Annotated in this window: 18 protein-coding genes; 12 read left to right on the forward strand and 6 right to left on the reverse strand. The window is 67.4% G+C overall.

The features are described from left to right. The first annotated feature begins 21 nt into the window (after positions 1-21). The 4 genes from ASE50_RS08970 to ASE50_RS08985 are packed head-to-tail and all read left to right on the forward strand — an operon-like array spanning position 22 to position 3,756. Positions 22-939: a hypothetical protein gene (locus ASE50_RS08970; protein ID WP_056398797.1), complete on the forward strand. Its 918-nt coding sequence runs from the start codon at positions 22-24 to the stop codon at positions 937-939. Positions 940-950: 11 nt separating this feature from the next. Next, the gene (locus ASE50_RS08975; RefSeq protein WP_200909534.1) at positions 951-2,135 is read left to right on the forward strand and encodes an acyl-CoA dehydrogenase; all 1,185 of its coding nucleotides are present in this window, start codon (positions 951-953) and stop codon (positions 2,133-2,135) included. Then, entirely contained in the window at positions 2,135-2,647 is a 513-nt protein-coding gene (locus ASE50_RS08980; protein WP_056398803.1) for a GNAT family N-acetyltransferase, read from the forward strand. Before ASE50_RS08975 ends, ASE50_RS08980 begins: the two co-directional genes overlap by 1 nt. Beyond that, positions 2,644-3,756, forward strand: coding sequence for a CaiB/BaiF CoA transferase family protein (locus tag ASE50_RS08985; protein WP_056398806.1), 1,113 nt, complete (start codon positions 2,644-2,646; stop codon positions 3,754-3,756). Before ASE50_RS08980 ends, ASE50_RS08985 begins: the two co-directional genes overlap by 4 nt. 408 nt (positions 3,757-4,164) lie before the next feature. Here ASE50_RS08985 and ASE50_RS08990 read toward each other — a convergent pair whose 3' ends face one another. Next, positions 4,165-5,991, reverse strand: a complete 1,827-nt coding sequence (locus ASE50_RS08990; protein WP_056398809.1) for an AsmA family protein — start codon at positions 5,989-5,991, stop codon at positions 4,165-4,167. A 204-nt stretch (positions 5,992-6,195) separates the two neighbouring features. On the opposite strand from ASE50_RS08990, the gene ASE50_RS08995 reads away from it, so the two are divergent. Further along, on the forward strand, positions 6,196-6,582 hold the full coding sequence (locus ASE50_RS08995; RefSeq protein ID WP_056398812.1) for a VOC family protein: 387 nt from the start codon (positions 6,196-6,198) through the stop codon (positions 6,580-6,582). A gap of 159 nt (positions 6,583-6,741) precedes the next feature. Here the strand turns inward: ASE50_RS08995 and ASE50_RS18260 are convergent, their stop codons facing one another. Beyond that, a complete protein-coding gene (locus ASE50_RS18260; RefSeq protein WP_082438929.1) occupies positions 6,742-6,909 on the reverse strand; it encodes a DUF1674 domain-containing protein in 168 nt (55 codons plus the stop codon). A 93-nt stretch (positions 6,910-7,002) separates the two neighbouring features. Between ASE50_RS18260 and ASE50_RS09000 the strand changes: the two genes are divergently transcribed. From ASE50_RS09000 to ASE50_RS18265, 4 genes are all read left to right on the forward strand, one after another. Continuing rightward, on the forward strand, positions 7,003-8,262 hold the full coding sequence (locus tag ASE50_RS09000) for an RsmB/NOP family class I SAM-dependent RNA methyltransferase (RefSeq protein WP_056398815.1): 1,260 nt from the start codon (positions 7,003-7,005) through the stop codon (positions 8,260-8,262). A 288-nt stretch (positions 8,263-8,550) separates the two neighbouring features. Further along, a complete protein-coding gene (gene rpe / locus ASE50_RS09005; RefSeq protein WP_056398818.1) occupies positions 8,551-9,210 on the forward strand; it encodes a ribulose-phosphate 3-epimerase in 660 nt (219 codons plus the stop codon). After that, positions 9,207-10,943 (forward strand): heparinase II/III domain-containing protein, encoded by a 1,737-nt coding sequence (locus ASE50_RS09010; RefSeq protein ID WP_056398821.1) that lies wholly within the window; start codon positions 9,207-9,209, stop codon positions 10,941-10,943. The genes rpe and ASE50_RS09010 overlap by 4 nt, the downstream gene beginning before the upstream one ends. After that, positions 10,919-11,221 carry a LytTR family DNA-binding domain-containing protein gene (locus ASE50_RS18265; RefSeq protein WP_082438930.1) on the forward strand — a complete coding sequence of 101 codons (303 nt, stop codon included), beginning with the start codon at positions 10,919-10,921 and terminating at the stop codon, positions 11,219-11,221. The genes ASE50_RS09010 and ASE50_RS18265 overlap by 25 nt, the downstream gene beginning before the upstream one ends. 438 nt (positions 11,222-11,659) lie before the next feature. On the opposite strand, the gene ASE50_RS09015 is transcribed toward ASE50_RS18265, so the two are convergent. Further along, positions 11,660-12,910 (reverse strand): DUF2254 domain-containing protein, encoded by a 1,251-nt coding sequence (locus ASE50_RS09015; protein ID WP_235512273.1) that lies wholly within the window; start codon positions 12,908-12,910, stop codon positions 11,660-11,662. Positions 12,911-13,006: 96 nt separating this feature from the next. Between ASE50_RS09015 and ASE50_RS09020 the strand changes: the two genes are divergently transcribed. Then, on the forward strand, positions 13,007-13,912 hold the full coding sequence (locus ASE50_RS09020; RefSeq protein WP_056398823.1) for a YihY/virulence factor BrkB family protein: 906 nt from the start codon (positions 13,007-13,009) through the stop codon (positions 13,910-13,912). Beyond that, positions 13,909-14,922, forward strand: a complete 1,014-nt coding sequence (locus tag ASE50_RS09025; RefSeq protein WP_082438932.1) for an AI-2E family transporter — start codon at positions 13,909-13,911, stop codon at positions 14,920-14,922. The genes ASE50_RS09020 and ASE50_RS09025 overlap by 4 nt, the downstream gene beginning before the upstream one ends. 36 nt (positions 14,923-14,958) lie before the next feature. Here the strand turns inward: ASE50_RS09025 and ASE50_RS09030 are convergent, their stop codons facing one another. The 3 genes from ASE50_RS09030 to ASE50_RS19035 all read right to left on the reverse strand — a co-directional run bounded on the left by ASE50_RS09030 (position 14,959) and on the right by ASE50_RS19035 (position 17,910). Continuing rightward, on the reverse strand, positions 14,959-16,281 hold the full coding sequence (locus tag ASE50_RS09030; RefSeq protein ID WP_056398829.1) for an MFS transporter: 1,323 nt from the start codon (positions 16,279-16,281) through the stop codon (positions 14,959-14,961). Between the two features lie 64 nt (positions 16,282-16,345). Next, positions 16,346-17,557 (reverse strand): D-mannonate dehydratase ManD, encoded by a 1,212-nt coding sequence (gene manD, locus ASE50_RS09035; RefSeq protein ID WP_056398832.1) that lies wholly within the window; start codon positions 17,555-17,557, stop codon positions 16,346-16,348. After that, a complete protein-coding gene (locus ASE50_RS19035; RefSeq protein WP_162236184.1) occupies positions 17,500-17,910 on the reverse strand; it encodes a hypothetical protein in 411 nt (136 codons plus the stop codon). Before ASE50_RS19035 ends, manD begins: the two co-directional genes overlap by 58 nt. Positions 17,911-17,930: 20 nt before the next feature. Here ASE50_RS19035 and ASE50_RS09040 point away from each other — a divergent pair, with 20 nt between their 5' ends. Next, the gene (locus ASE50_RS09040) at positions 17,931-20,009 is read left to right on the forward strand and encodes an alpha-glucuronidase family glycosyl hydrolase (protein WP_056398837.1); all 2,079 of its coding nucleotides are present in this window, start codon (positions 17,931-17,933) and stop codon (positions 20,007-20,009) included. The last annotated feature ends 33 nt before the right edge of the window (positions 20,010-20,042 follow it).

Consider the following 20,042-nt stretch of genomic DNA (forward strand, 5'->3'; position numbering starts at 1 on the left):
CGAGCGCGGGGATAAGGCAGCATGATGAGCGAAGATGCGTCCTTTGCGACGACCAGCGGCCCGTACCGGCAGCGACGAAGCCGCGGATGGCTCCTTGTCGCCGTGCTCGCCTTTCTGATCGGCATCGGCGCGACACTGGCGGTGCTGCGCTATGTCGCACCCCGGCTCGGCTGGGGCGGGTCGACGCAGGCCGCCACGCCGGTCGCGCAACCCACCCCGACCCCCGTACCGCAACCGGTCGCGGCGGTCGCGCTGCCGATCCTGTCGGCGCGCGAGGCGGCGCTGGCGGCGCGGATCGCCGATCTGGAGACACGGATCGTCGGCCTCGACAACAGCGCGCGCAACGCCGCCGGCTATGCGACGCGGGCCGAGGACATGATGGTGGTCGTCGCCACCCGCCGCGCGCTCGATCGCGGTCGGCCGCTCGATTATCTGGAAGGGCAGTTGCGCGAGCGGTTCGGCGACAGCCGTCCCGATGCGGTCCGCACGCTGATCGCCGCCGCACAGGCACCGGTGACGCTCGACGACCTTCGCACCGCGCTGGACGCGGTGGCGACACCGCTGGTCGCCGGCCCGACCGGCGAAGGTTTCTGGAACGGGCTGCGTCGCGAATTCGGCCAGCTGATCGTCCTGCGGCAGGGCGCGACGCCCAGCAGCCGCCCGATCGACCGGCTGGATCGGGCGCGACGGCGGCTCGACACCGGTCAGGTCGAACAGGCGATCGCCGAGATCGAGCGGATGCCCGGTGCCGCCAGCGCGCGGCGCTGGACCGCAGCCGCCGAACGCTTCGTCGCGGCGCGCAAGGCGTTGATCGACCTCGAATCGGTCGCGCTGACCATGCCGCGGCCCGCCCCCGCACCCCAACCCGCGCCGCTGCCCGCCGCACCGCCGCCATCCGAATCCCCGGTCGCCGCCGATCCGGTCGACCCGACGCTGTAAGGACATTGATCATGGCCGACATGGGCCGTTTCGACTGGCAGGACCCGTTCGCGCTCGACGCGCAGTTGACCGACGAAGAACGCATGGTCCGCGACGCGGCGCATGGCTATGCCCGCGAAAAGCTGTTGCCGCGCGTTACCCGCGCCTTTCTCGACGAGGATTTCGCGCGCGAGATCATGTCGGAAATGGGCGAGCTGGGTCTGCTCGGACCCACGATCGATCCCGAATATGGCGGGGCGGGCCTTGGCTATGTCGCCTATGGCTTGGTCGCGCGCGAGGTCGAGGCGGTCGATTCGGGCTATCGCAGCGCGATGAGCGTGCAGTCGAGCCTCGTGATGCACCCGATCAACGCCTACGGATCGGAGGAGCAGAAGCGGAAATATCTGCCCAAGCTGGCGAGCGGCGAATGGGTCGGCTGTTTCGGGCTGACCGAACCCGATGCCGGATCGGACCCGGCGGGAATGCGGACGCGCGCCGCGAAGATCGACGGCGGTTATCGCATTTCGGGCGCGAAGATGTGGATCACCAATTCGCCGATCGCCGATGTCTTCGTCGTGTGGGCCAAGTCCGACGCGCATGACGGCAAGATCCACGGCTTCGTGCTGGAAAAAGGCATGGCCGGGCTGTCCGCGCCGAAGATCGAGGGCAAGCTGTCGCTGCGCGCGTCGATCACCGGCGAGATCGTGATGGACGGGGTCGAAGTCGGCGAGGACGCGCTGCTACCGCATGTCGAGGGGCTGAAGGGGCCGTTCGGCTGCCTCAACCGCGCCCGCTATGGCATCGCATGGGGCACGATGGGCGCGGCGGAATTCTGTATGCAGGCGGCGCGGCAATATACGCTCGACCGCAAGCAGTTCGGGGTGCCGCTGGCGTCCAAGCAGCTGGTCCAGCTGAAGCTGGCCGATATGCAGACCGAGATCGCGCTGGGCCTGCAGGCGGCACTGCGCGCGGGGCGGATGTTCGACGAGGGGACGCTGGCCCCCGAAGCGATCTCGATCATCAAGCGCAACAATTGCGGCAAGGCGCTGGCCATAGCCCGCGTCGCGCGCGACATGCATGGCGGCAACGGCATCGCCGCCGAATTCCATGTGATGCGCCATGCGATCAACCTCGAAACGGTCAACACCTATGAGGGCACGCATGACGTCCACGGCCTGATCCAGGGGCGGGCGATCACCGGGATCGCCGCCTTCTGATGAACCGGCAGCCGGTGTTGCAGGGGGCGTTGGTCCGGATCGCGCCGACGGTGCCGGAGGAGTATGCCGCGCTCTTTGCGGTCGCGGCGGACCCGGCGATCTGGGACCAGCATCCCGCGCACGACCGCTGGCAGGAGGACGTCTTTCGCGCGTTCTTCGACGAAGGGCTGGCGGGGGGCGGGATGCTGACGATCCGCGATGCCGGCAACGGCAGCGTGATCGGGTCGAGCCGCTATGGTCCCTATGACGGCCATGCCGACGAGATCGAGATCGGCTGGACCTTCTTTGCGCGCGACCGGTGGCGGCGGGGCTATAACCGCGAGACCAAGCGACTGATGATCGACCATATCGCGCCCCATGTCGCGGCGATCACCTTCCATATCGGTCAGGAGAATGGCCGGTCGCGAACCGCAGTGGCGGCACTGGGCGCGACGGTGCGGCCCGGCACCGTCGACGTGCTGCGCGGCGGGCGGATGGTGCCGCACGTAATTTACGAACTGCGCCGCGCGTGAAGCCGCTGGCCGGGGTTCGCGTGGTCGAACTGGCGCGTATCCTCGCCGGGCCATGGTGCGGGCAGTTGCTCGCCGATCTGGGCGCGGAGGTGGTGAAGGTCGAGCGCCCGGGGGCAGGCGACGACACCCGCCATTGGGGCCCACCCTTCGTCACCGCGCCCGACGGCTCGGCGCGTGACGCCGCCTATTTCCACGCCGCCAATCGCGGCAAGCGGTCGGTGGCGATCGATATCTCGACGCCGGAAGGACAGGCCGAGGTCCGCGCGCTGGTCGGCGAGGCGGATATCGTCATCGAGAATTACAAGGTCGGCGGCCTCGCCCGATATGGTCTCGACCACGCCGCGCTGTCGGCGGTGCGGCCGGGGCTGATCACCTGTTCGATCACTGGCTTCGGGCAGGACGGCCCCTATGCCCATCGCGCCGGATACGACTTCATCATCCAGGCGATGGGCGGGGCGATGTCGCTGACCGGCGAGCCGGACGGGCCGCCGCAAAAGGCGGGCGTCGCCTATGCCGACATCTTTACCGGCACCTATGCGGGGGTCGCGATCCTTGCCGCGTTGCGCCGTCGCGACCTGACCGGTGAAGGCGCGCATATCGACATGGCGCTGCTCGACACGCAGGTCGCGGTGCTCGGCAATCAGGCGCTGAACTGGATGGCGAGCGGCATCGTGCCGACGCGCATGGGCAATGGCCATGCGAACCTCTCCCCGTATCAGGCGTTCGAGACCGCCGACGGTGCCCTGATCGTCGCGGTCGGCAACGACCGGCAATTCGCGCGGCTGTGCGGCGTGCTGGGGCTCGACCTGCACCACGACCCGCGCTTTGCGACCAACCCAGCGCGGGTGGTCCATCGTCGCGATCTGGTGCCGGCGATCCAGGCGGCGGTGGCGCGCTGGGCGAAGTCCGATCTGTACGAAGCGCTGGAAGCCGCCGGCATTCCCGCCGGCCCGATCAACGCGCTGAACGACGTGTTCGCCGACCCGCAGGTCGTGGCGCGCGGGATGGCGATCCGGCCCGACGGCCTGCCCGGCCTTGCCAGCCCGATCGTCATCGACGGCGAGCGGATGGTCGCCGAACACGGCGCACCGCCGCGGCCCGACGCCTGACCACGGCGTCAAAGGTCACGAAAGTCACACTTGCACGCGGTTCGTTCGTCACGGTTCGAACGGACGGCGCGATACCCCGGAGCAACCGGGACCTGTGCGAACGTCGCAAGCTTGGCCAAAAAGCTCGCCGTGCCCCCGCGCAGGCGGGGGTCCAGAGCCAAGCGGAACCACGGCTTGCGTTTGGAACCCTGGCCCCTCGCCCGCGCGGGGGCACGGCAGGGGGCCGGGATCGGTACTTTCGCAACGTTTCGAGCAACCGGACGCCTTGTACAGGCATCAAAGGTCACAAAGGTCACACTCGCACGGTTGCCGGCACAGCGAAGCGGATGGCGGATCGGACGGATGTCAAAGAGCAGGCGCACTGCGCGCACCGGCAATCCTGCCGCCACAACGACCTGTAGGAAAGCGTTATCCCAGCACCCGCCGGACCAGCGCGCCGCAATCGGCGTTGCCCGCGCGCGGGGTGTCGTCGCCACCAATCGCGCGGCCGAGCATGCGGAGGATACCGCCCGCGCTCTTCACGCCGGGCGGGATGCGGATGTCGGGGCTCTGGATACGGCCGCCGATGCGGACCGGCTGGTCGAGGTGGAGGAGGGTGCGTTGCTTCGGGCTGCCGGTCAGCGCGATCGACAGGCGTTCGTCGGACAGGCGCACCCTCCCCTGCCCCCGCGTCTGCGCGCGCGAGGTGTCGATCAGCAGCGGGTCGATCCGGCCGATGCCGTCGGTGACGTTCAACCGTAGCCCGAGGCAGCGCAGCCGGGCGCGGGCATCGTCGTCGGTGGTCAGCCCACGCGCGACATCGGCACCGAGCAGCAACGCCATCTTCGCCGGCAGGGTCCCGCCCGCCGCCGCAAAGCCGATCATGCCGTCCGACCGCCCGATCGCCTCGCGGATCGTGTCGCCGCTGCCGACCAGCTTCAGTCGCGCCCGCAGCGGGGCATCGACCGGCGCGCCGCCGGCAAAGGTCGAAATGCGCGAATCGACCAGTTTCAGGTCGAAGGTCGCCCGGGGGCTGTTCCGTTCGCGTTGATCGACGACCACCTGCCCGGTGATCCGCCCCTGCGCCAGCCGCACCGTCAGCGGTGCGACGGTCAGGCGGCTGTGATCGATCGCCAGCACGGTATCGAGGCTGCGCAGGCCCGCCATGTCGAGCAGACGGTCGACACGGATGGCCAGCCGCCCGTCGAGATCGCCCATCTTGGCGAGGTTGATGCGGGTGCCGGGCACCACGCGCGGGCCGATGCGGCGTTCGACCGCGATCGCGCGGGCGCGCCCTTCATCGGTGGCAAGGTCGTCGAACGACAGGTCGGCGAAGCGCAGGCTGCCGTCGATCTTCGTCCGATCGCCATCCTTGCCGATCGTCGCGTTCGCCGACGTCAGGCTCGACCGGCCGATCGTGCCCGACAGCCGTTCGATGACCCATGTCGGATCGTCGTGGCGGACGCGCGCGGTCAGCTTCACCGGCTGGGTCCCGAACAGACCGGCCTCGATCAGCGCGTCGAGCGTCTTGAGGTCGTTGGCGCGCGCGGTAAGGTCGACGGTCATGCGGTTGGTGCCGAGCGGAGAGGCCATGACCCCCCTCGCATCGACGGTGATCGTCGGGCCGTCGACCCGCGCCCGGAACGGCCATGGCCCGTCGCCGGTGATGGCCGGGCCGGTCAATGCGACCTGCACCGGGCGGTTGTCGATCGCGCCGTTCCCCTGCGCGCGAAAGCCCGTCGCATCGGAGGCGACGGTGACGGCGAAGCGGCGATTCTGCACCGCGTCGCGATAGTCGATCACGAGGTCGCGGATCGACAGGCTGGTGATAGCCGCCGCCGAACTCTTGTCGCCGCGCTTGTCGGGTTGCCAGTTCTTGCGCCCGTCGCGGGTGCGGACCATCGCCACGCGCCCGCCATCGATGGCGAGTGCCTGAAGATCGAACTTGCCGCGCAGCAGCGGCAGCACGTCGAACCGGAAGTCGACCCGTTTCAGCCGGACCAGATCGCCCTGCCCCGCCCAGCTCGGCTGCGCGATGGTCAGCTCGCGGACGATCAGCGTGGGGGAAAAGGACAGCGGCTCGACCCGTTCGATCGTGCCGATCGATACGTCCGACCCGAAACGCTGTGCCAGCCGCGCGCTGACCCGGTCGCGCAGCACCCCCCATGGGAAGGCGGCGAGAATCAGCAGGAGGAGGAGTGCGAGGCCGAGGATGCCGCCAAGGATGAACCGCCACGGGCGCGCGAGCCTGACCATCCTGTGATAAGTCGGAACGCGGGCGTTCGTTCCGTGGGCGCAATGGAATTGCGGGGGTGAAGGTTCCTATCCACAGGGTATGATGCAGCCGCTTTCTCGATCGGGATCAGACGACAGGAAATTCGGACCGACGCGCGTGGTGCATGGCGGCAAGCCTTTGGACGAGGTACAAGACGGGCTCATTCCTGGTGGGCAGAGGGTCCGATGCTATCGCATGTAACGGTAGGCGTTAACGACGTTGAGCAGGCCCGCCGCTTCTATGGTCCGATTTTGGAGATTCTGGGTCTGAAGCCGAGATTTGCCGACGCCGCTTGGGCCGGGTGGCAACCACCCGTCGGCGACCGGCCGCTCTTCATCCTGACCCGGCCGTTCGACGGCGGGGAAGCGGCGGTCGGAAATGGTCAGATGATCGCGCTGCTGGCGGACAAACGCGCCACGGTCGATCGATGCCATGCCCTGGCGATGCAACTGGGTGGAACGGACGCCGGCCAACCTGGCGTTCGTCCGCACTACCACCCCGATTACTACGGTGCCTATTTTCGCGATCCTGACGGCAACAAGCTGTGCGTTTGCTGCCATCTGCCGGAATGACCGGCCCAGACAGGAACCGGTGGCCGTAATCCGGTCGTACCGCGCGCACGAACGGACGCCTGCGCGCTTCGCCATCCGATACCCTGTTCCCGACCGCTTGTTCCCGAACTGCCGGTCCGACAGGCGGAAAGGGGAATGGGGATACTCCGCGGCTCCCCCTCAAAAATCGACCGCAATGCCCTTGTGCGTCCAGTCGCCATAGCGCGTCGGGCTCAATCCCAGCGGATCGTCGCCGTCCGGTTTGGGCGGGATCGGTTCGGGTGTCGGCACCGGCGGCGATTTGGAGAGGTGCGCGGGTGGCTTCACATGCGGGGGTCGGTTGCCCATAGAAGAATCCTTCACGGTTCGTCAGGATGCACTTGGCGGACCAGGTACAGGATTCAAGTGATCAATCGACCAACTTTACCGGAGGCCCGCTGAATGGCCCGCCCGCAACTTGCCCCCGAAGCACCGGGCCTTGCCGCTCGCCGCGCCGCACTGCGGCTGCTCGATGCCGTCATCCGGCGCGGACTGCCGCTGGAGGCCGCATTGGCGAAGGCCACGCAGGAACTCGACCGGCGCGAGGATCGCGGCCTTGCCCATGCGATCGCGGCGGCGGTGCTGCGGCGGCTCCCCGATCTCGACGCGCTGATCGACAGCGCGACGCAGCGCCCCCTGCCCGACGATGCCAAGGCGCGGTTCGTGCTGCGCATCGCGCTGGGGCAGGCGCTGGTGCTGAACACGCCGCCGCATGCCGCGATCGCGACGGTGCTGCCGCTGGTCGAGGGCGGTCCGCGCAAGCTGGTCCATGGGGTGTTCGGTACGCTGATGCGCGGCAATGCCCCGCTGCCCGATGCGGCGACGCTGCCCGCCGATACCGATGCCCGCTGGTGCGCGGCATGGGGCGAGGACATGGTGATCGCCGCCGCGCACGCCATCGCGCAGCAACCGCCGGTCGACCTGTCGCTGAAAGGTCAGGCGGGGCCGGAGGGCACGGCACTGGCCCCGCACCACCGGCGGCTGCACGATGCCGGATCGATCCCCGACCTGCCGGGCTATGCCGAGGGCGAATGGTGGGTACAGGATCTGGCGGCGTCGATTCCCGCGCGGCTGCTGGGCAAGGGGCCGGGCACCGCGATCGACCTGTGCGCGGCACCGGGCGGCAAGACGCTGCAACTGGCCGCCGCCGGGTGGGACGTGACCGCGCTCGACAATTCGGAAAGCCGGATGGGGCGGCTGCGCGAGAATCTGAAGCGGACCGGGCTGACAGCGTCGGTCGTGACCGGCGACGCGCTGGTGTGGAAGCCGGGCGAGCCGGCGGATGCGGTGCTGCTCGACGCGCCGTGCAGCGCGACCGGCATCTTCCGCCGCCACCCGGATGTGCTGCACCGGGTGCGGCCGAGCGTGATCGCCGAGACGGCGGCGTTGCAGGCGCGATTGCTGGCGCGCGCCGCCGACTGGGTGAAGCCGGGCGGGCGGCTGGTCTATGCGACCTGTTCGCTGGAACCGGCCGAGGGCGAGGCGCAGCTGGCGCGGTTCCTTGCCGGACGGAGCGACTATGCGATCGAACCGGCGATGGCGGACGAACTGCCCGCCGGGGTTGCGACGCATGCGGACGGCTATGTGCGGACGCTGCCGGGAATGCTGGCGGAACAGGGCGGGATGGACGGGTTCTTCATCGTGCGGTTGCGGCGGCGGTAGGGAGAAGCTGGTTCACGCGGAGGCGCGGAGAGAAGAAGGATGTTTGTTCGCGCAAAGGCGCAAAGGACGCGAAGGGGTTGCGCGTCCGGCGAGGTCCTCTGCGGTCGGAAGACGCTTCGAAAAGAAGGCCGCTACCGCGGCAAAGCATGTGCCCTCTCAGCGTCCTTTGCGCCTTTGCACGATAAACCCTTCTTCTCTCCGCGTCTCCGCGCCTTCGCGTGAACCAATTCTCTTTTCTTCCCCTGTCCTTCCCTTGCCGCATCATGAGACCATGCTAGGACGAAATTCATGCAGCCCGTCCGTATCGCCCCGTCCATCCTGTCCGCCGATTTCGCCAAGCTGGGCGAGGAAGTCCGTGCCATCGACGCGGCGGGCGCGGACTGGATCCATATCGACGTCATGGACGGGCATTTCGTCCCCAATCTGACGATCGGACCGGCGGTGGTGAAGGCGCTGCGCCCGCATTCGGCCAAGCCGTTCGACGTCCACCTGATGGTATCGCCGGTCGATCCGCTGGTCGAAGCATTCGCCGAGGCCGGGGCCGACATATTGTCGGTCCACCCGGAATCGGGGCCTCACCTCCACCGCACGCTCCAGCGGATCAAGGCACTGGGCAAGCGCGCCGGCGTGGTGCTCAATCCGGGGACGCCGGTCGAGGTCGTCGATCAGGTGATCGATCTTACCGACCTGTTGCTGGTGATGAGCGTCAATCCGGGGTTCGGCGGACAGAAGTTCATCGACAGCCAGTTGCGCAAGATCGAAGCGTTGCGGGCGCGGATCGACGCGACCGGGCGGCCGATCGATCTGCAGGTCGATGGCGGCATCGACCGCGCGACCGCGCCGAAGGCGATCGCGGCCGGGGCCGACTGCCTCGTCGCCGGCACCGCCACCTTTACCGGCGGGCCGACCGCCTATGCCGCGAACATCGCCGCATTGCGGGGCGCATGACCCCGCCCCAGCCGATCGACGAACCGCGTGACGGCATCGACGTCGGCAAACGGCTGGTCCGGCAGGGCGGCGGCACCGGACTGTCGCTGTCCGAACGGATCGCCGAAAAGCTGCAACGGCTGGCATGGCGCACGCCGCTGCACGGGCTGCGGCTGAAGGGGCGGCATCCGCTCAAGCTGATCGCGATCGCCGACGATCCGTTCCTCGGCGATCTGGCGCGCGGACAGGCGCTGCTGGCAGGGCAGTTGATGTTCCGCGGCGAAAGCGTCCCGATCGACCGGCTGGGGCTCGACCGGCCGAAATTCTCGGCGGCGTTCGCCGAGCATCTGCACGGCTTTGCATGGCTGCGCGACCTGTCGAGCGTCGCGCCGCGGGTGACGGCGGTGCCGATCGCCGAGACGCTGATGCTGCAATGGCTGAACGCGCATGGCGACCGGGTGTCGGAACCGGCGTGGAGCGCGCACCTGACCGGGCGGAGGATGCTGTTCTGGATCGCGCACGCGCCGCTGATCCTGTCGTCGACCGACCTCGTCTATCGCTCGCGCGTGCTCAACACCATCGCCCGCGCCGCCCGGCATCTGGACGGCGAGGCGGGCAAGGCACCGCCGGGCATCCGCGCGATCACCGCTTGGGCCGGGGTGGTCGCCGCCGGCCTCGTCATACCGGGCGGCGATCCGCGGCGCGGCTTCGGCGAGAACGGGCTGGCGCGGGCGCTGACCACCGGTGTGTTCGACGATGGCGGCATCGTCAGCCGGTCGCCCGCCGACCAGCTCGACGTGGTGATGACGCTGACCGCCCTGCGCGAAATCTATGCCGCGCGGCGGCTCGACGTGCCCGAGGCGCAGCAACTGGCGCTGACGCGGATGGTCGCGGCGCTGCTCGGCGTGGCGCATGGCGAGGGTGGGCTGGCCTGCTGGCAGGGATCGGGACCGGTGACAGGCGACCGCATCGCCGATGTCGTCGCCGCGACCGGCGTGCGCACCCGCCCCTTACGCCATGCCAGCGACTGGGGCTATCAGCGGCTGGCGGCGGGGCGCACCGTGCTGATCGTCGATTCCGCGCCGCCGCCGGTCGCGCGCGCCGCCCGCGAAGGCTGCGCGTCGACGCTGGCGTTCGAACTGTCCGATCAAGGCCAGCGCATCGTGGTGAATTGCGGCGGGGCGGCGGCGGCGCTGCTGACGCTGTCGAGCGATCTGCGCCGCGCGCTGCGCACGACCGCCGCCCATTCGACACTGGTGCTGGATGATACCAATTCGACCGCGATCCATGCCGACGGGTCGCTGGGCAAGGGCGTCGGCGTGGTCGACATGGCCCGGCAGGAAAGCGACGCGATCAGCCGGATCGAGGTCGCGCATGACGGCTATGCCAAGCGGCTGGGGTTCCAGCATCGCCGCGTGCTGACGCTCAGCGCCGATGGCCGCGACGTGCAGGGCGAGGACATGCTGATCCCGACCGGCCGGCGCGGGCGCAAGGGCGAGACCAGCTTCGTCGCGCGCTTTCACCTGGCCCCGGGCATCGAGATCGCCCCGACCCCCGACGGGCAGGCCGCGTTCCTGCGCGTGCCCGATGGTCCCGTCTGGCAATTCCGCTGCAAGGGCGCGACGCTGGGCGTCGAGGAAAGCCTGTGGATCGACGACAGCGGCTTGGCCGTAGCGACGTTCCAGCTGGTGCTGTCGGGCGCGACGCCGGCGGGGGGCCATGACTTTTCGTGGCGGTTCCACCGGGCGCGGTAGGGCGGCCGGAGGACCATTATGTTCGCGTGCACCGCCCCGCCGGCTCCGAACTGATCCTCATGCCGCTCGGCCGTGCGATCGAGGCGGTTAGGGTCGACGGACTACGCACGCATCGATCCTGGTGGGTGGCGGCTCACGCCGTCACCGCCGTCGAGGGAAACGCTCGCGCAATGCGCGTACGACTGTCCAACGGCCTGGTCGCGCCAGTTGCGCGATCCGCCGTAACGCACCTCAAAGCGGCGGGATGGATCAAAGATACCGAGAGTGCCGTTGCGTGAGCAGGACGGCATGACCAGCCTTCCCGATTGGGCTGGATGATCGGGAAAGTGGCTGACCCGTTCCGGTCGCACTCGCCTTGCGCTTGACCACCCACGCTTCCAGCCACCGGACGGCGAGGGCGAGCATCAGACGGAGCAAATTCCACAGTCTCTCCCCCGGCCGTGCCGTATCGACGTCGATCGTCCGAATATGCCCCAAATCAGAGGGCACGACGCCGGGAATGAACGATAGCACCTCGCGCCCGGCATCATCTATCCCGTGGAATCGGGGAGCATGGCGGCAGCCGATGCTTTCAGGGTAGAGCAGGCAGGCATGGCCGGACGCCGGGTCACGCAGGATCGGACGCCGCACCGTATCGCCGCTCTGAAGCGTCCCGATGGGAATGGCCAGCGAGACGGTCCGGGCTTTCCCGGAAGAATGGTATTTCGGGGCGGCCGTTACGATCGATCTCCACGAACGGCCAACGTTCTGGCCGCAGCCGCCGTGTCGAGCATCACCCGCGCGACATTCTGCGCCAGTTCATCGGCGAGCGCCCGGGTGACCTGCCCGGCATGGGGCAGCGTTTCCCCAAGCGCGAGCAATATCTTGAAGGCGCGTATCGCCACTTCCTCCTCGCCTGCCCCCTCCCGGACGATCGGCGCGAAGCCGGCGCGAACCAGCTCCTCGACGGAGGGGCGCGCCACGTGGACGGGCGGCCGATCATCGTCCGGCACCGCGCCCTGCGCAGGCAGTTCGCTCAGGGTTCGAAAAAGAGCGTTCAACACCTCCACCGCGGTGCCGGGATCGTTGGTGGCAGGGGCGAGCGCCCGCCCGGCGATCTCGCCCAGCGCGATCAGGCCGAGCCGGGGATCGTGCTCGAAATCGCGGTGCCGTTCGATAGTGAAGGCTTTCGCAAGGTCGCCGTCCTGTTCCCGGTCGTCGCCACCCACGACGTGCAGCAGCGGGCGGCCGTTGTGCACCAATGTGCCGGGGATCGCCGTGACGTGCACCGCGATATCGCGGTGCCGGGCCCGCGCGGCGAGGCGATCGAAATCGATGTACGTCACATAGCCGATCCGGTCCGACAGTACCGGCCGCGCACCGGCAGGGAGCGGCACGGCCGGTCGTCCACCGCCAAAGGGGTCGCTGGCGAACGTCCGCATGGCGGAGCATGCCGCATCCTCGACACGGTCGATCACGTCCGACATCCGCCCGAAGGCGGCAAGATGCGCGATCCAGCGCAGCAGCGTGATTACGACAAGCGCCACGAGCAGCACGGTCGCGATCAGCAGCAGTACACGGCCCTGTCCACCGTACAGGCGCGTCTGCAAACCGATGATGCCGACGATGGCAAAGATGAACGCCCCGAGAAACGTCGAGAGCGCATTCTGCGACATGCGGTCGGAGATCAGCAGTTGCGTCGCGCGGGGCGTCGCCAGCTGGGTAGCCGACGAATAGGCGCTGACCATCGCCGTTAGCGAGAACGTCGTGACGGCCAGCATCGACGAGGCGATGATCTGGAGCACCGTTCCAACGGCGTCCTGACCGATGTCGCCGGTGAAGTGATACGGCACTGCCCGCGCGACGATCCCCGCAAGGGCGGCGACCACGACGCTGGCCGCGCTGATGACCGCCGCCCGGAACCAGATCTTTCGTGCAACGCGGCGCACCAGCCAGCCAATACGCGCCTTCGAGATCATCTGGTCCATCTTCCTTTTTTGCCGGTAATGTCACCGAAGTCGCGGATGATCGTTACGGTCTCGTCACCCGCCCATGGCGGTTGGGATCGATCGAGGTACAGCGGCATGGCTTGGGCCATTTACGGAGCCACAGGCAAGCGCACGCTTGGGGCAACGACCATATTCCTGCGCTGGACGGCGCTTTCGTTCCGGACGGTGCGCGGCGGACTGCGCGACGACTTCGGCATCGCGGCCAGTTCGATCGCGTTTGCGGCGTTCCTCGCGATCGTCCCGCTGGTGGGGCTGGTCGCGGGGGCCTATGGCTTCTTCGTGCCGGCCGCGACGGTCGCGCGCAATCTGTCCACCCTGACCGCAATCATGCCGCTCGACGCGCGATCGATCATCGAGCGGGGATTGCATAACAGCCTGACCACCGATCGCACCTCGGTCGCGACGCTGATCGTCTCGATCGGTATAACGCTGTTCAGCGCGCGCCGCGCCGGACGATCGCTGCTGCACGGCATCAACCTCGCCTACCGGATCGAGCGTGAGCGGCGCGGGTTGAGGCGACAACTCGCCTCGACCGCGCTGGTGCTTGGTTGCGCAGCGATCGTGCTGACGGCTCTCGTGTCGTTGTCGATCCTGGCGTTCCTGCAAAGCTATGTGCCGGACGGTCTGCCCGGCGCGCAGTTCGTCTCCGCGGCCACCCTGTTCGGCTCGCTGACGCTCGGCGCGGGTGCCGGATTGATCCTGATGTATCGCTACGCCCCCGCCGCCCAAAAGCCGATCGCATGGCGCGACGCCTTGCCAGGCACCATCGCCGGCGTGGCGATGTGGCTCGCCGCGACGCTGCTGTTCCGCACCTATGTCGCGCATGTCGCGCGGTTCGACGATACCTATGGCTCGCTCGCAGCCGTGGTCGTGTTGATGCTGTGGCTGATGGTGTCCGCCTGGGCGCTGCTCCTCGGGGCCCGCCTCAATGCCGAAGCGATGGCCGATGTCGGTACCGCGATCGAGGAGCTGAGCGAATGATGGAAGGTTCGGTGCAGGACCGCTATCGCAACCGCATGCTGACGATCATCGCCGCGATCCTGCTGATCGCGGCGCTGCAAGCGGGGTTCGCGGTCATCATGCCGATCGCCTTCGCCGCGATCATCGTCGCGGCCTTGTGGCCGCTCAAGCGGTGGCTCGGGCGCTACATGCCGTCATGGCTCGCCTATACGCTGACGCTCCTGTCGCTGATCGCGATCCTCGCTGCCTTTGCCGCAGCGGTGTACCTGTCGATCGGGCAGGTGATCGGTGCGATGTCGGCACAATGGGCGGGGCTCGAGAACGCCTATGCGCGGATTGCCGCCTGGGCGGCCGATCACGGCGTGCCGATCGCGGGAACGATCAACCGCCAGCGCATCGTGGCGATGTTGCAGATGCTGGCGAGTGGTGCCTACGCCTTCGTCACCTATGTCGGCTTCATCGGCATCGTGGTGATGCTCGGCCTGCCCGAAGTGCCCCGGCTGCGGCGGCGGCTATACGAGATGTTCGAAGGCGGTGCCCGGCGCGGCATGCTGGAGGTCGGCGAGGAGATTTCGGGTCAGGTGCGCCGTTATCTCGGCACGACGCTCGCCACCAGCATCCTGACCGGCGTCGCCTCCGCGCTCTGGTCGTGGATGACCGGGCTGGAGCTGGCGCTGGTGTGGGGAATTCTCAACTTCCTGCTCAATTTCGTGCCGGTGATCGGTAACATCGTCGGGATCGTGCCGCCGGTGCTGTTCGCCTTCGTCCAGTTCGGCGGGTGGCAAATGCCGGCCCTGGTGTTCGTCGGCTTCGTCATCCTGCAAATGACGATCAGCAACGTGATCTACCCGCTGTTGCAGGGCAAGCAGCTGTCGCTGTCGCCGCTGGCGATCATCGTTGCGATGACGTTCTGGAGCTGGGTCTGGGGCATCGCCGGCGCACTGATCGCCGTACCTCTCACCGCCGCGATCGTCATCGTCTGCGGCCAGTTCGACCGCAGCCGATGGATCGCGAAATTGCTGTCCGCCTAGGGCATGACCGGACCATGTCGAACCACCGTCATCGCCCTAATCGTCCGCGCGCAATTCGACCTTGCGATAGGTCGGATTGAGCAGATGGAAGACCAGCAACGCAACCAGATATGCGACCCCGCACGCAACGAAGAACGGCCCGTAACTGCCGATCGTATCCAGCAGTATGCCTAGCGACTTCGACGCGATGAACCCGCCGACCGCTCCCGCAAATCCGCCCAGTCCGATCAGCGTTCCCTGTCCGAACCGCGGAAACTGGTCGCCGGGCAGTGCGAACAGATTGGTCGAAAACCCCTGATGCGCGGCGCAGGCCAGTCCGATCAGCGTCACTGCGATCCAGATGTTGCTGGCCTGTCCGGCGAACATCACCGGCAACGCGAACAGGGCGCAGACGAACATCGCCCGCTTGCGGGCGGCACCGGTCGACACGCCGCGCTTGAGCAGGTGCGACGAATACCATCCGCCGGCGATCGCCCCCAGATCGGCGAGGATGTAGATCGCGACCAGCGGTGGTCCGAAACGCTTCAGGTCGTAGCCATAGGTCTTGTTGAAGAAATCCGGGAGCCAGAACAGGAACGTCCACCACACCGGATCGATCAGGAACCGTCCCGCCATGTAGGACCATGCCTCGCGGTGGCGCAGCACCTGCAGGAACCCAGCGCGTCCATGGTCCTGTTGCGGCTCGACGTCGATCCAGGCGCGCTCCTCGCGGGTCAGGGTCGGGTGGTCGGCGGGCTTGTGATACAGCCGCCACCACGCGAACAGCCACACCAGATTGAACATCCCGGTGATGATGAACGCCCACCGCCAGTCGAGCAGCATCCCGGTGACGATGAAGCCGATCAGCAGCGGGGTGACCACCGCACCGACATTGGCACCGGCATTGAAGATGCCGATCGCCAGCGCGCGTTCCTTGCGGGGAAACCACTGCGACGCCGCGGCCAGTGCCGATGGATAGGTCCCTGCCTCGCCAAACGCCAACGGGATACGCGCGATCACGAAGCCGGTGGTCGAGGTGGCCAGCGTCTGCGCGAAATGCCCCAGCGTCCAGCTGCCCATCGCCAGCAGATAGCCGTATTTCGGACCGATCCGATCGATCAGCCACCCGAACAGCAGGAACCCGATTCCGTAGAAGACCTGAAAATACCCGGTGACGTCGCCATAGCCGGCGTTGGTCCAGCCATAGAGCTCGGCCAGCTGCGGCTTGAGCACCCCCAGCACGAGGCGGTCGATATACGACAATATCACCGCCACGAACAGCAGGGCGCAGATGACCCACCGCACCCGACCGCGCGGGCGGGGCACGGCAATAGCGGCGGTTTCGGGCGCCTGTCGCGCCGCATCGGTGACGACACCCATTTCCGTCCTTATCCCTCTATCCTGATTGTCGCGCCCTGTGACCGTCGCGCCGGAACGAGCCGTCTTACCAATGCCACAAGGTTCCGTCCTCGAGCCGGTTCACCGGCAGATACGCGCGCTTGTATTCGTGTCCTGCTGCCAGGGCCTCGTCGATATCGACGCCCAGCCCCGGCGCAGTGCCCGGATGCATCATCCCATCCTCGAAGCGATATTGATGCGGGAATACCGCATCGGTTTCGGCGGAATGCGGCATGTGTTCCTGCACCCCGAAGTTCGGGATCGACAGCCCGAAATGGAGCGCCGCCGCCATCGCGACCGGCGAAAGGTCGGTCGCGCCGTGGCAGCCGGTGCGGATCTGGTACAGATCGGCAAGCGCGGCGATCCGGCGCAGGTGGGTGATGCCCCCAGCATGGACGACGGTCGCGCGGATATAGTCGATCAGCTGGCATTCGATCAGCGCCTTGCAATCCCAGATCGAATTGAACACCTCGCCGACGGCGATCGGGGTGGTGGTATGCTTGCGGATCAGCCGGAAGGCATCCTGATGCTCGGCGGGCGTCGGGTCTTCGATCCAGAACGGGCGATACGGCTCCAGATCGCGCCCCAACCGCCCCGCCTCGATCGGGGTCAGCCGGTGGTGGACATCGTGGAGCAGATGGACGTCCGGCCCCAGCGCCTCGCGCGCGGCGGCGAACAATTCCGGCACGACGCGCAGGTATTTCTCGGTCGACCACACCGCCTCGCTCGGCAGGTCGCCATCGGCCGGTTCATAGCGTTGCCCGGGCTTCGCGACCCCATAGGTGGAGGCAAGCCCGGGCACCCCGCATTGCAACCGGATCGCCTTATACCCCTTGTCGCGCTCGGCGACGGCGGTGGCGATGGTGTCCTCGATCGACGTTCCATTGGCATGGGCATAGACCATGCACGCATCGCGCGCCGCGCCGCCCAGCAACTGATAGACCGGCAACCCGGCGATCTTGCCCTTGATATCCCATAACGCCATGTCGACGCCGGCGATGGCGGTCATCGTCACCGGACCGCGCCGCCAATACGCCCCCCGGTACAGATATTGCCACATATCCTCGATTCGGTGGGCATCGCGTCCGATCAGGCATGGCACGACATGCTCCGACAGATAGGCTGCCACTGCCAGCTCGCGGCCGTTGAGCGTCGCGTCGCCGACCCCTGTCGTACCATCGTCGCAGGTGATCTTCAGGGTTACGAAATTGCGTCCGGGACAGGTGACGATGACGCGGGCATCGGTGATGATCGGCATGATTTTCCTCGGATGATTTCGGGCACGACGGTCTGCGCGTCGCGGTTCTTCGGGCGGTTCATGATGATGTCGGGGCAGACCGGCCGCACCACGTCGCGGGCGCGCAGGCCGACCGGCGCGCGTGGATCGAGATGGACGGGTAGGCGGGAGGCTGCGGGAAACGGCACCGGTGCCACTGCCCCGGGGCACGGCGGAGCAGGCAACGCCCGCGCGATAACCGCAGTCGATGAACGGGTCGCGGACACGCGCAAATCCTCTCGTTCGACGAATGTCCCGATCGATCGCCGGGACTTGCCAATCATACTGATAGCGGTAACATGGCCGAGCAGAAGCGGCGATGTCAATGCCGCCATCAGATGACAGGAGCGGTTCGATGCGGGCAGGTACGGGAATCGTGGGCGCGCTCGCGCTCTTTCTGGCCGGGGCGGCACGCGCCGAGGACGGTTACCGCCTGTGGCTGACGGCCCCCGCGATGCAACGCGTCGGCGCGCAGGTGATCGTGCTGGGCGAAACCCCGACGCTTCTGCTGGCGCGGCAGGAACTGGCGAACCGTCTGCCGTCCACGATGCATGTCACGTTGGCGACCAGCGGTACCCCCATGGTCAAGGCGCTCGATCTGCCGTTCGCGACGCTGGGCGATGAGGGCTATCTGATCCGTCCCGTCATGATCGGCGGCAAACCGACGCTGCTGGTCGCGGGCAACAGCGATCGCGGCGCGCTCTACGGCGCGTTTGCCCTGCTGCGCCACCTCGCGACCGGCGGAACGCCCGCCAATGCCATGCTGACCAGCACGCCGAAGTTGCAGCTGCGCGTCCTCAACCATTGGGACAATCTCGATGGGACGGTCGAGCGCGGGTACGCAGGCGATTCGCTGTGGGACTGGTGGACACTCCCCGACCGGATCGACCCCCGTTACACCGACTACGCCCGCGCCAATGCTTCGATCGGGATCAACGGCACGGTCCTCAACAACGTCAATGCCAAGGTCGACAGCCTGACCCCGCGTTACATCGCCAAGGCAGCGGCGCTGGCCGACGTGTTCCGTCCGTGGGGGATCAAGGTCTATCTGTCGGCGCGCTTCTCCGCGCCGATCGAACTGGGCGGGCTGAAGACCGCCGACCCGCGCGATCCGCACGTCGCGGCGTGGTGGAAGGCGAAGGCGGATGAAATCTATCGCGCCATCCCCGATTTCGGCGGCTTCTTGGTCAAGGCGAACAGCGAGGGGCAGCCCGGTCCGCGCGATTATGGCGCGACCCACGCCGATGGTGCGAACATGCTCGCCGCCGCGGTGAAGCCGCACGGCGGCGTCGTGATGTGGCGCGCCTTCGTCTATGCGGACACCGATCCGACCGATCGCGCGAAGCAGGCATATACCGAGTTCAAGCCGCTCGACGGCACCTTCACCGACAACGTCATGGTGCAGGTGAAGAACGGGGCGATCGACTTTCAGCCGCGCGAGCCGTTCCACCCCCTGTTCGGCGCGATGCCCAAAACGCCGCTGATGATGGAATTCCAGATCACCAAGGAATATCTCGGCTTCGCGACCCACCTCGCCTATCTGGGCCCGTTGTTCGAGGAGGCGCTGGCGGCGAAGACCGGGCGCGGTGCGGAAACGGTCGCATCCGTCATCGATGGCGGCAGCGAGGGGCACGTGCTGACCGGCATGGCGGGCGTCGCCAATATCGGGCGCGACCGCGACTGGTCCGGCTCGACCTTCAACCAGGCCAATTGGTACGTCTTCGGACGGATGGCATGGGACCCGACTCTGACCGCCCGGCCTATCGCGCGCGAATGGGCGCAGCAGACATGGGGTACCGACCCGCGCGTCGTCGATACCGCGGTCAGGATGATGATGGGTTCGCGAGAGGCGGTGGTCGACTATACCGGCGCGCTCGGGCTGGCGCACCTGATGGCGACCGGGCATCATTACGGGCCGGGACCATGGGTCGACGACCTCAAGCGTCCGGAATGGAACCCGGTCTATTATCACAAGGCCGACCGGAACGGCATCGGTTTCGACCGGACGAAGACCGGCAGTGACGCGGTTTCGCAATACTCGCCCGCGATCGCGAAATTGCTGGCAGATCCCGGGAACACGCCCGAGCGCGAACTACTCTGGTTTCATCATGTCGCATGGGACCGGAAGATGCCTTCCGGCAAGACGTTGTGGGAAGATCTGGTATCGCATTACGATCGCGGCGTTGCCTATGTCGGTGACATGCGACGGCAATGGGATGGCGTACGTGCGCTGGTCGATGACGAACGCTGGCAGAAGACCGCCACCAATCTTGCCGTACAGGAACGCGAGGCGCGCTGGTGGCGCGATGCGAGCCTGTCCTACTGGATGTCGGTCAATGGTCGCGCGCTTCCCGTCGGCGTTGCCCCGCCCGAACACGATCTGGCATGGTACAAGGCGGTACATTACAGATATGTTCCCGGTCATCATGACTGAACCGTTCCGGGCGCGCATATGCGGTCGCAGGGA

The sequence above is a fragment of the Sphingomonas sp. Leaf5 genome (assembly GCF_001421155.1).
Lineage (GTDB): Bacteria > Pseudomonadota > Alphaproteobacteria > Sphingomonadales > Sphingomonadaceae > Sphingomonas.

Bases quoted from the DNA above. Each gene is read 5' to 3' on its own strand.
- ASE50_RS08970 (WP_056398797.1), top strand. From the start codon at position 22: ATGATGAGCGAAGATGCGTCCTTTGCGACGACCAGCGGCCCGTACCGG.
- ASE50_RS08975 (WP_200909534.1), top strand. From the start codon at position 951: ATGGCCGACATGGGCCGTTTCGACTGGCAGGACCCGTTCGCGCTCGAC.
- ASE50_RS08980 (WP_056398803.1), top strand. From the start codon at position 2,135: ATGAACCGGCAGCCGGTGTTGCAGGGGGCGTTGGTCCGGATCGCGCCG.
- ASE50_RS08990 (WP_056398809.1), bottom strand. From the start codon at position 5,991: ATGGTCAGGCTCGCGCGCCCGTGGCGGTTCATCCTTGGCGGCATCCTC.
- ASE50_RS08995 (WP_056398812.1), top strand. From the start codon at position 6,196: ATGCTATCGCATGTAACGGTAGGCGTTAACGACGTTGAGCAGGCCCGC.
- ASE50_RS18260 (WP_082438929.1), bottom strand. From the start codon at position 6,909: ATGGGCAACCGACCCCCGCATGTGAAGCCACCCGCGCACCTCTCCAAA.
- ASE50_RS09000 (WP_056398815.1), top strand. From the start codon at position 7,003: ATGGCCCGCCCGCAACTTGCCCCCGAAGCACCGGGCCTTGCCGCTCGC.
- rpe (WP_056398818.1), top strand. From the start codon at position 8,551: ATGCAGCCCGTCCGTATCGCCCCGTCCATCCTGTCCGCCGATTTCGCC.
- ASE50_RS09010 (WP_056398821.1), top strand. From the start codon at position 9,207: ATGACCCCGCCCCAGCCGATCGACGAACCGCGTGACGGCATCGACGTC.
- ASE50_RS09015 (WP_235512273.1), bottom strand. From the start codon at position 12,910: ATGGACCAGATGATCTCGAAGGCGCGTATTGGCTGGCTGGTGCGCCGC.
- ASE50_RS09020 (WP_056398823.1), top strand. From the start codon at position 13,007: ATGGCTTGGGCCATTTACGGAGCCACAGGCAAGCGCACGCTTGGGGCA.
- ASE50_RS09025 (WP_082438932.1), top strand. From the start codon at position 13,909: ATGATGGAAGGTTCGGTGCAGGACCGCTATCGCAACCGCATGCTGACG.
- ASE50_RS09030 (WP_056398829.1), bottom strand. From the start codon at position 16,281: ATGGGTGTCGTCACCGATGCGGCGCGACAGGCGCCCGAAACCGCCGCT.
- manD (WP_056398832.1), bottom strand. From the start codon at position 17,557: ATGCCGATCATCACCGATGCCCGCGTCATCGTCACCTGTCCCGGACGC.
- ASE50_RS19035 (WP_162236184.1), bottom strand. From the start codon at position 17,910: ATGGCGGCATTGACATCGCCGCTTCTGCTCGGCCATGTTACCGCTATC.
- ASE50_RS09040 (WP_056398837.1), top strand. From the start codon at position 17,931: ATGCGGGCAGGTACGGGAATCGTGGGCGCGCTCGCGCTCTTTCTGGCC.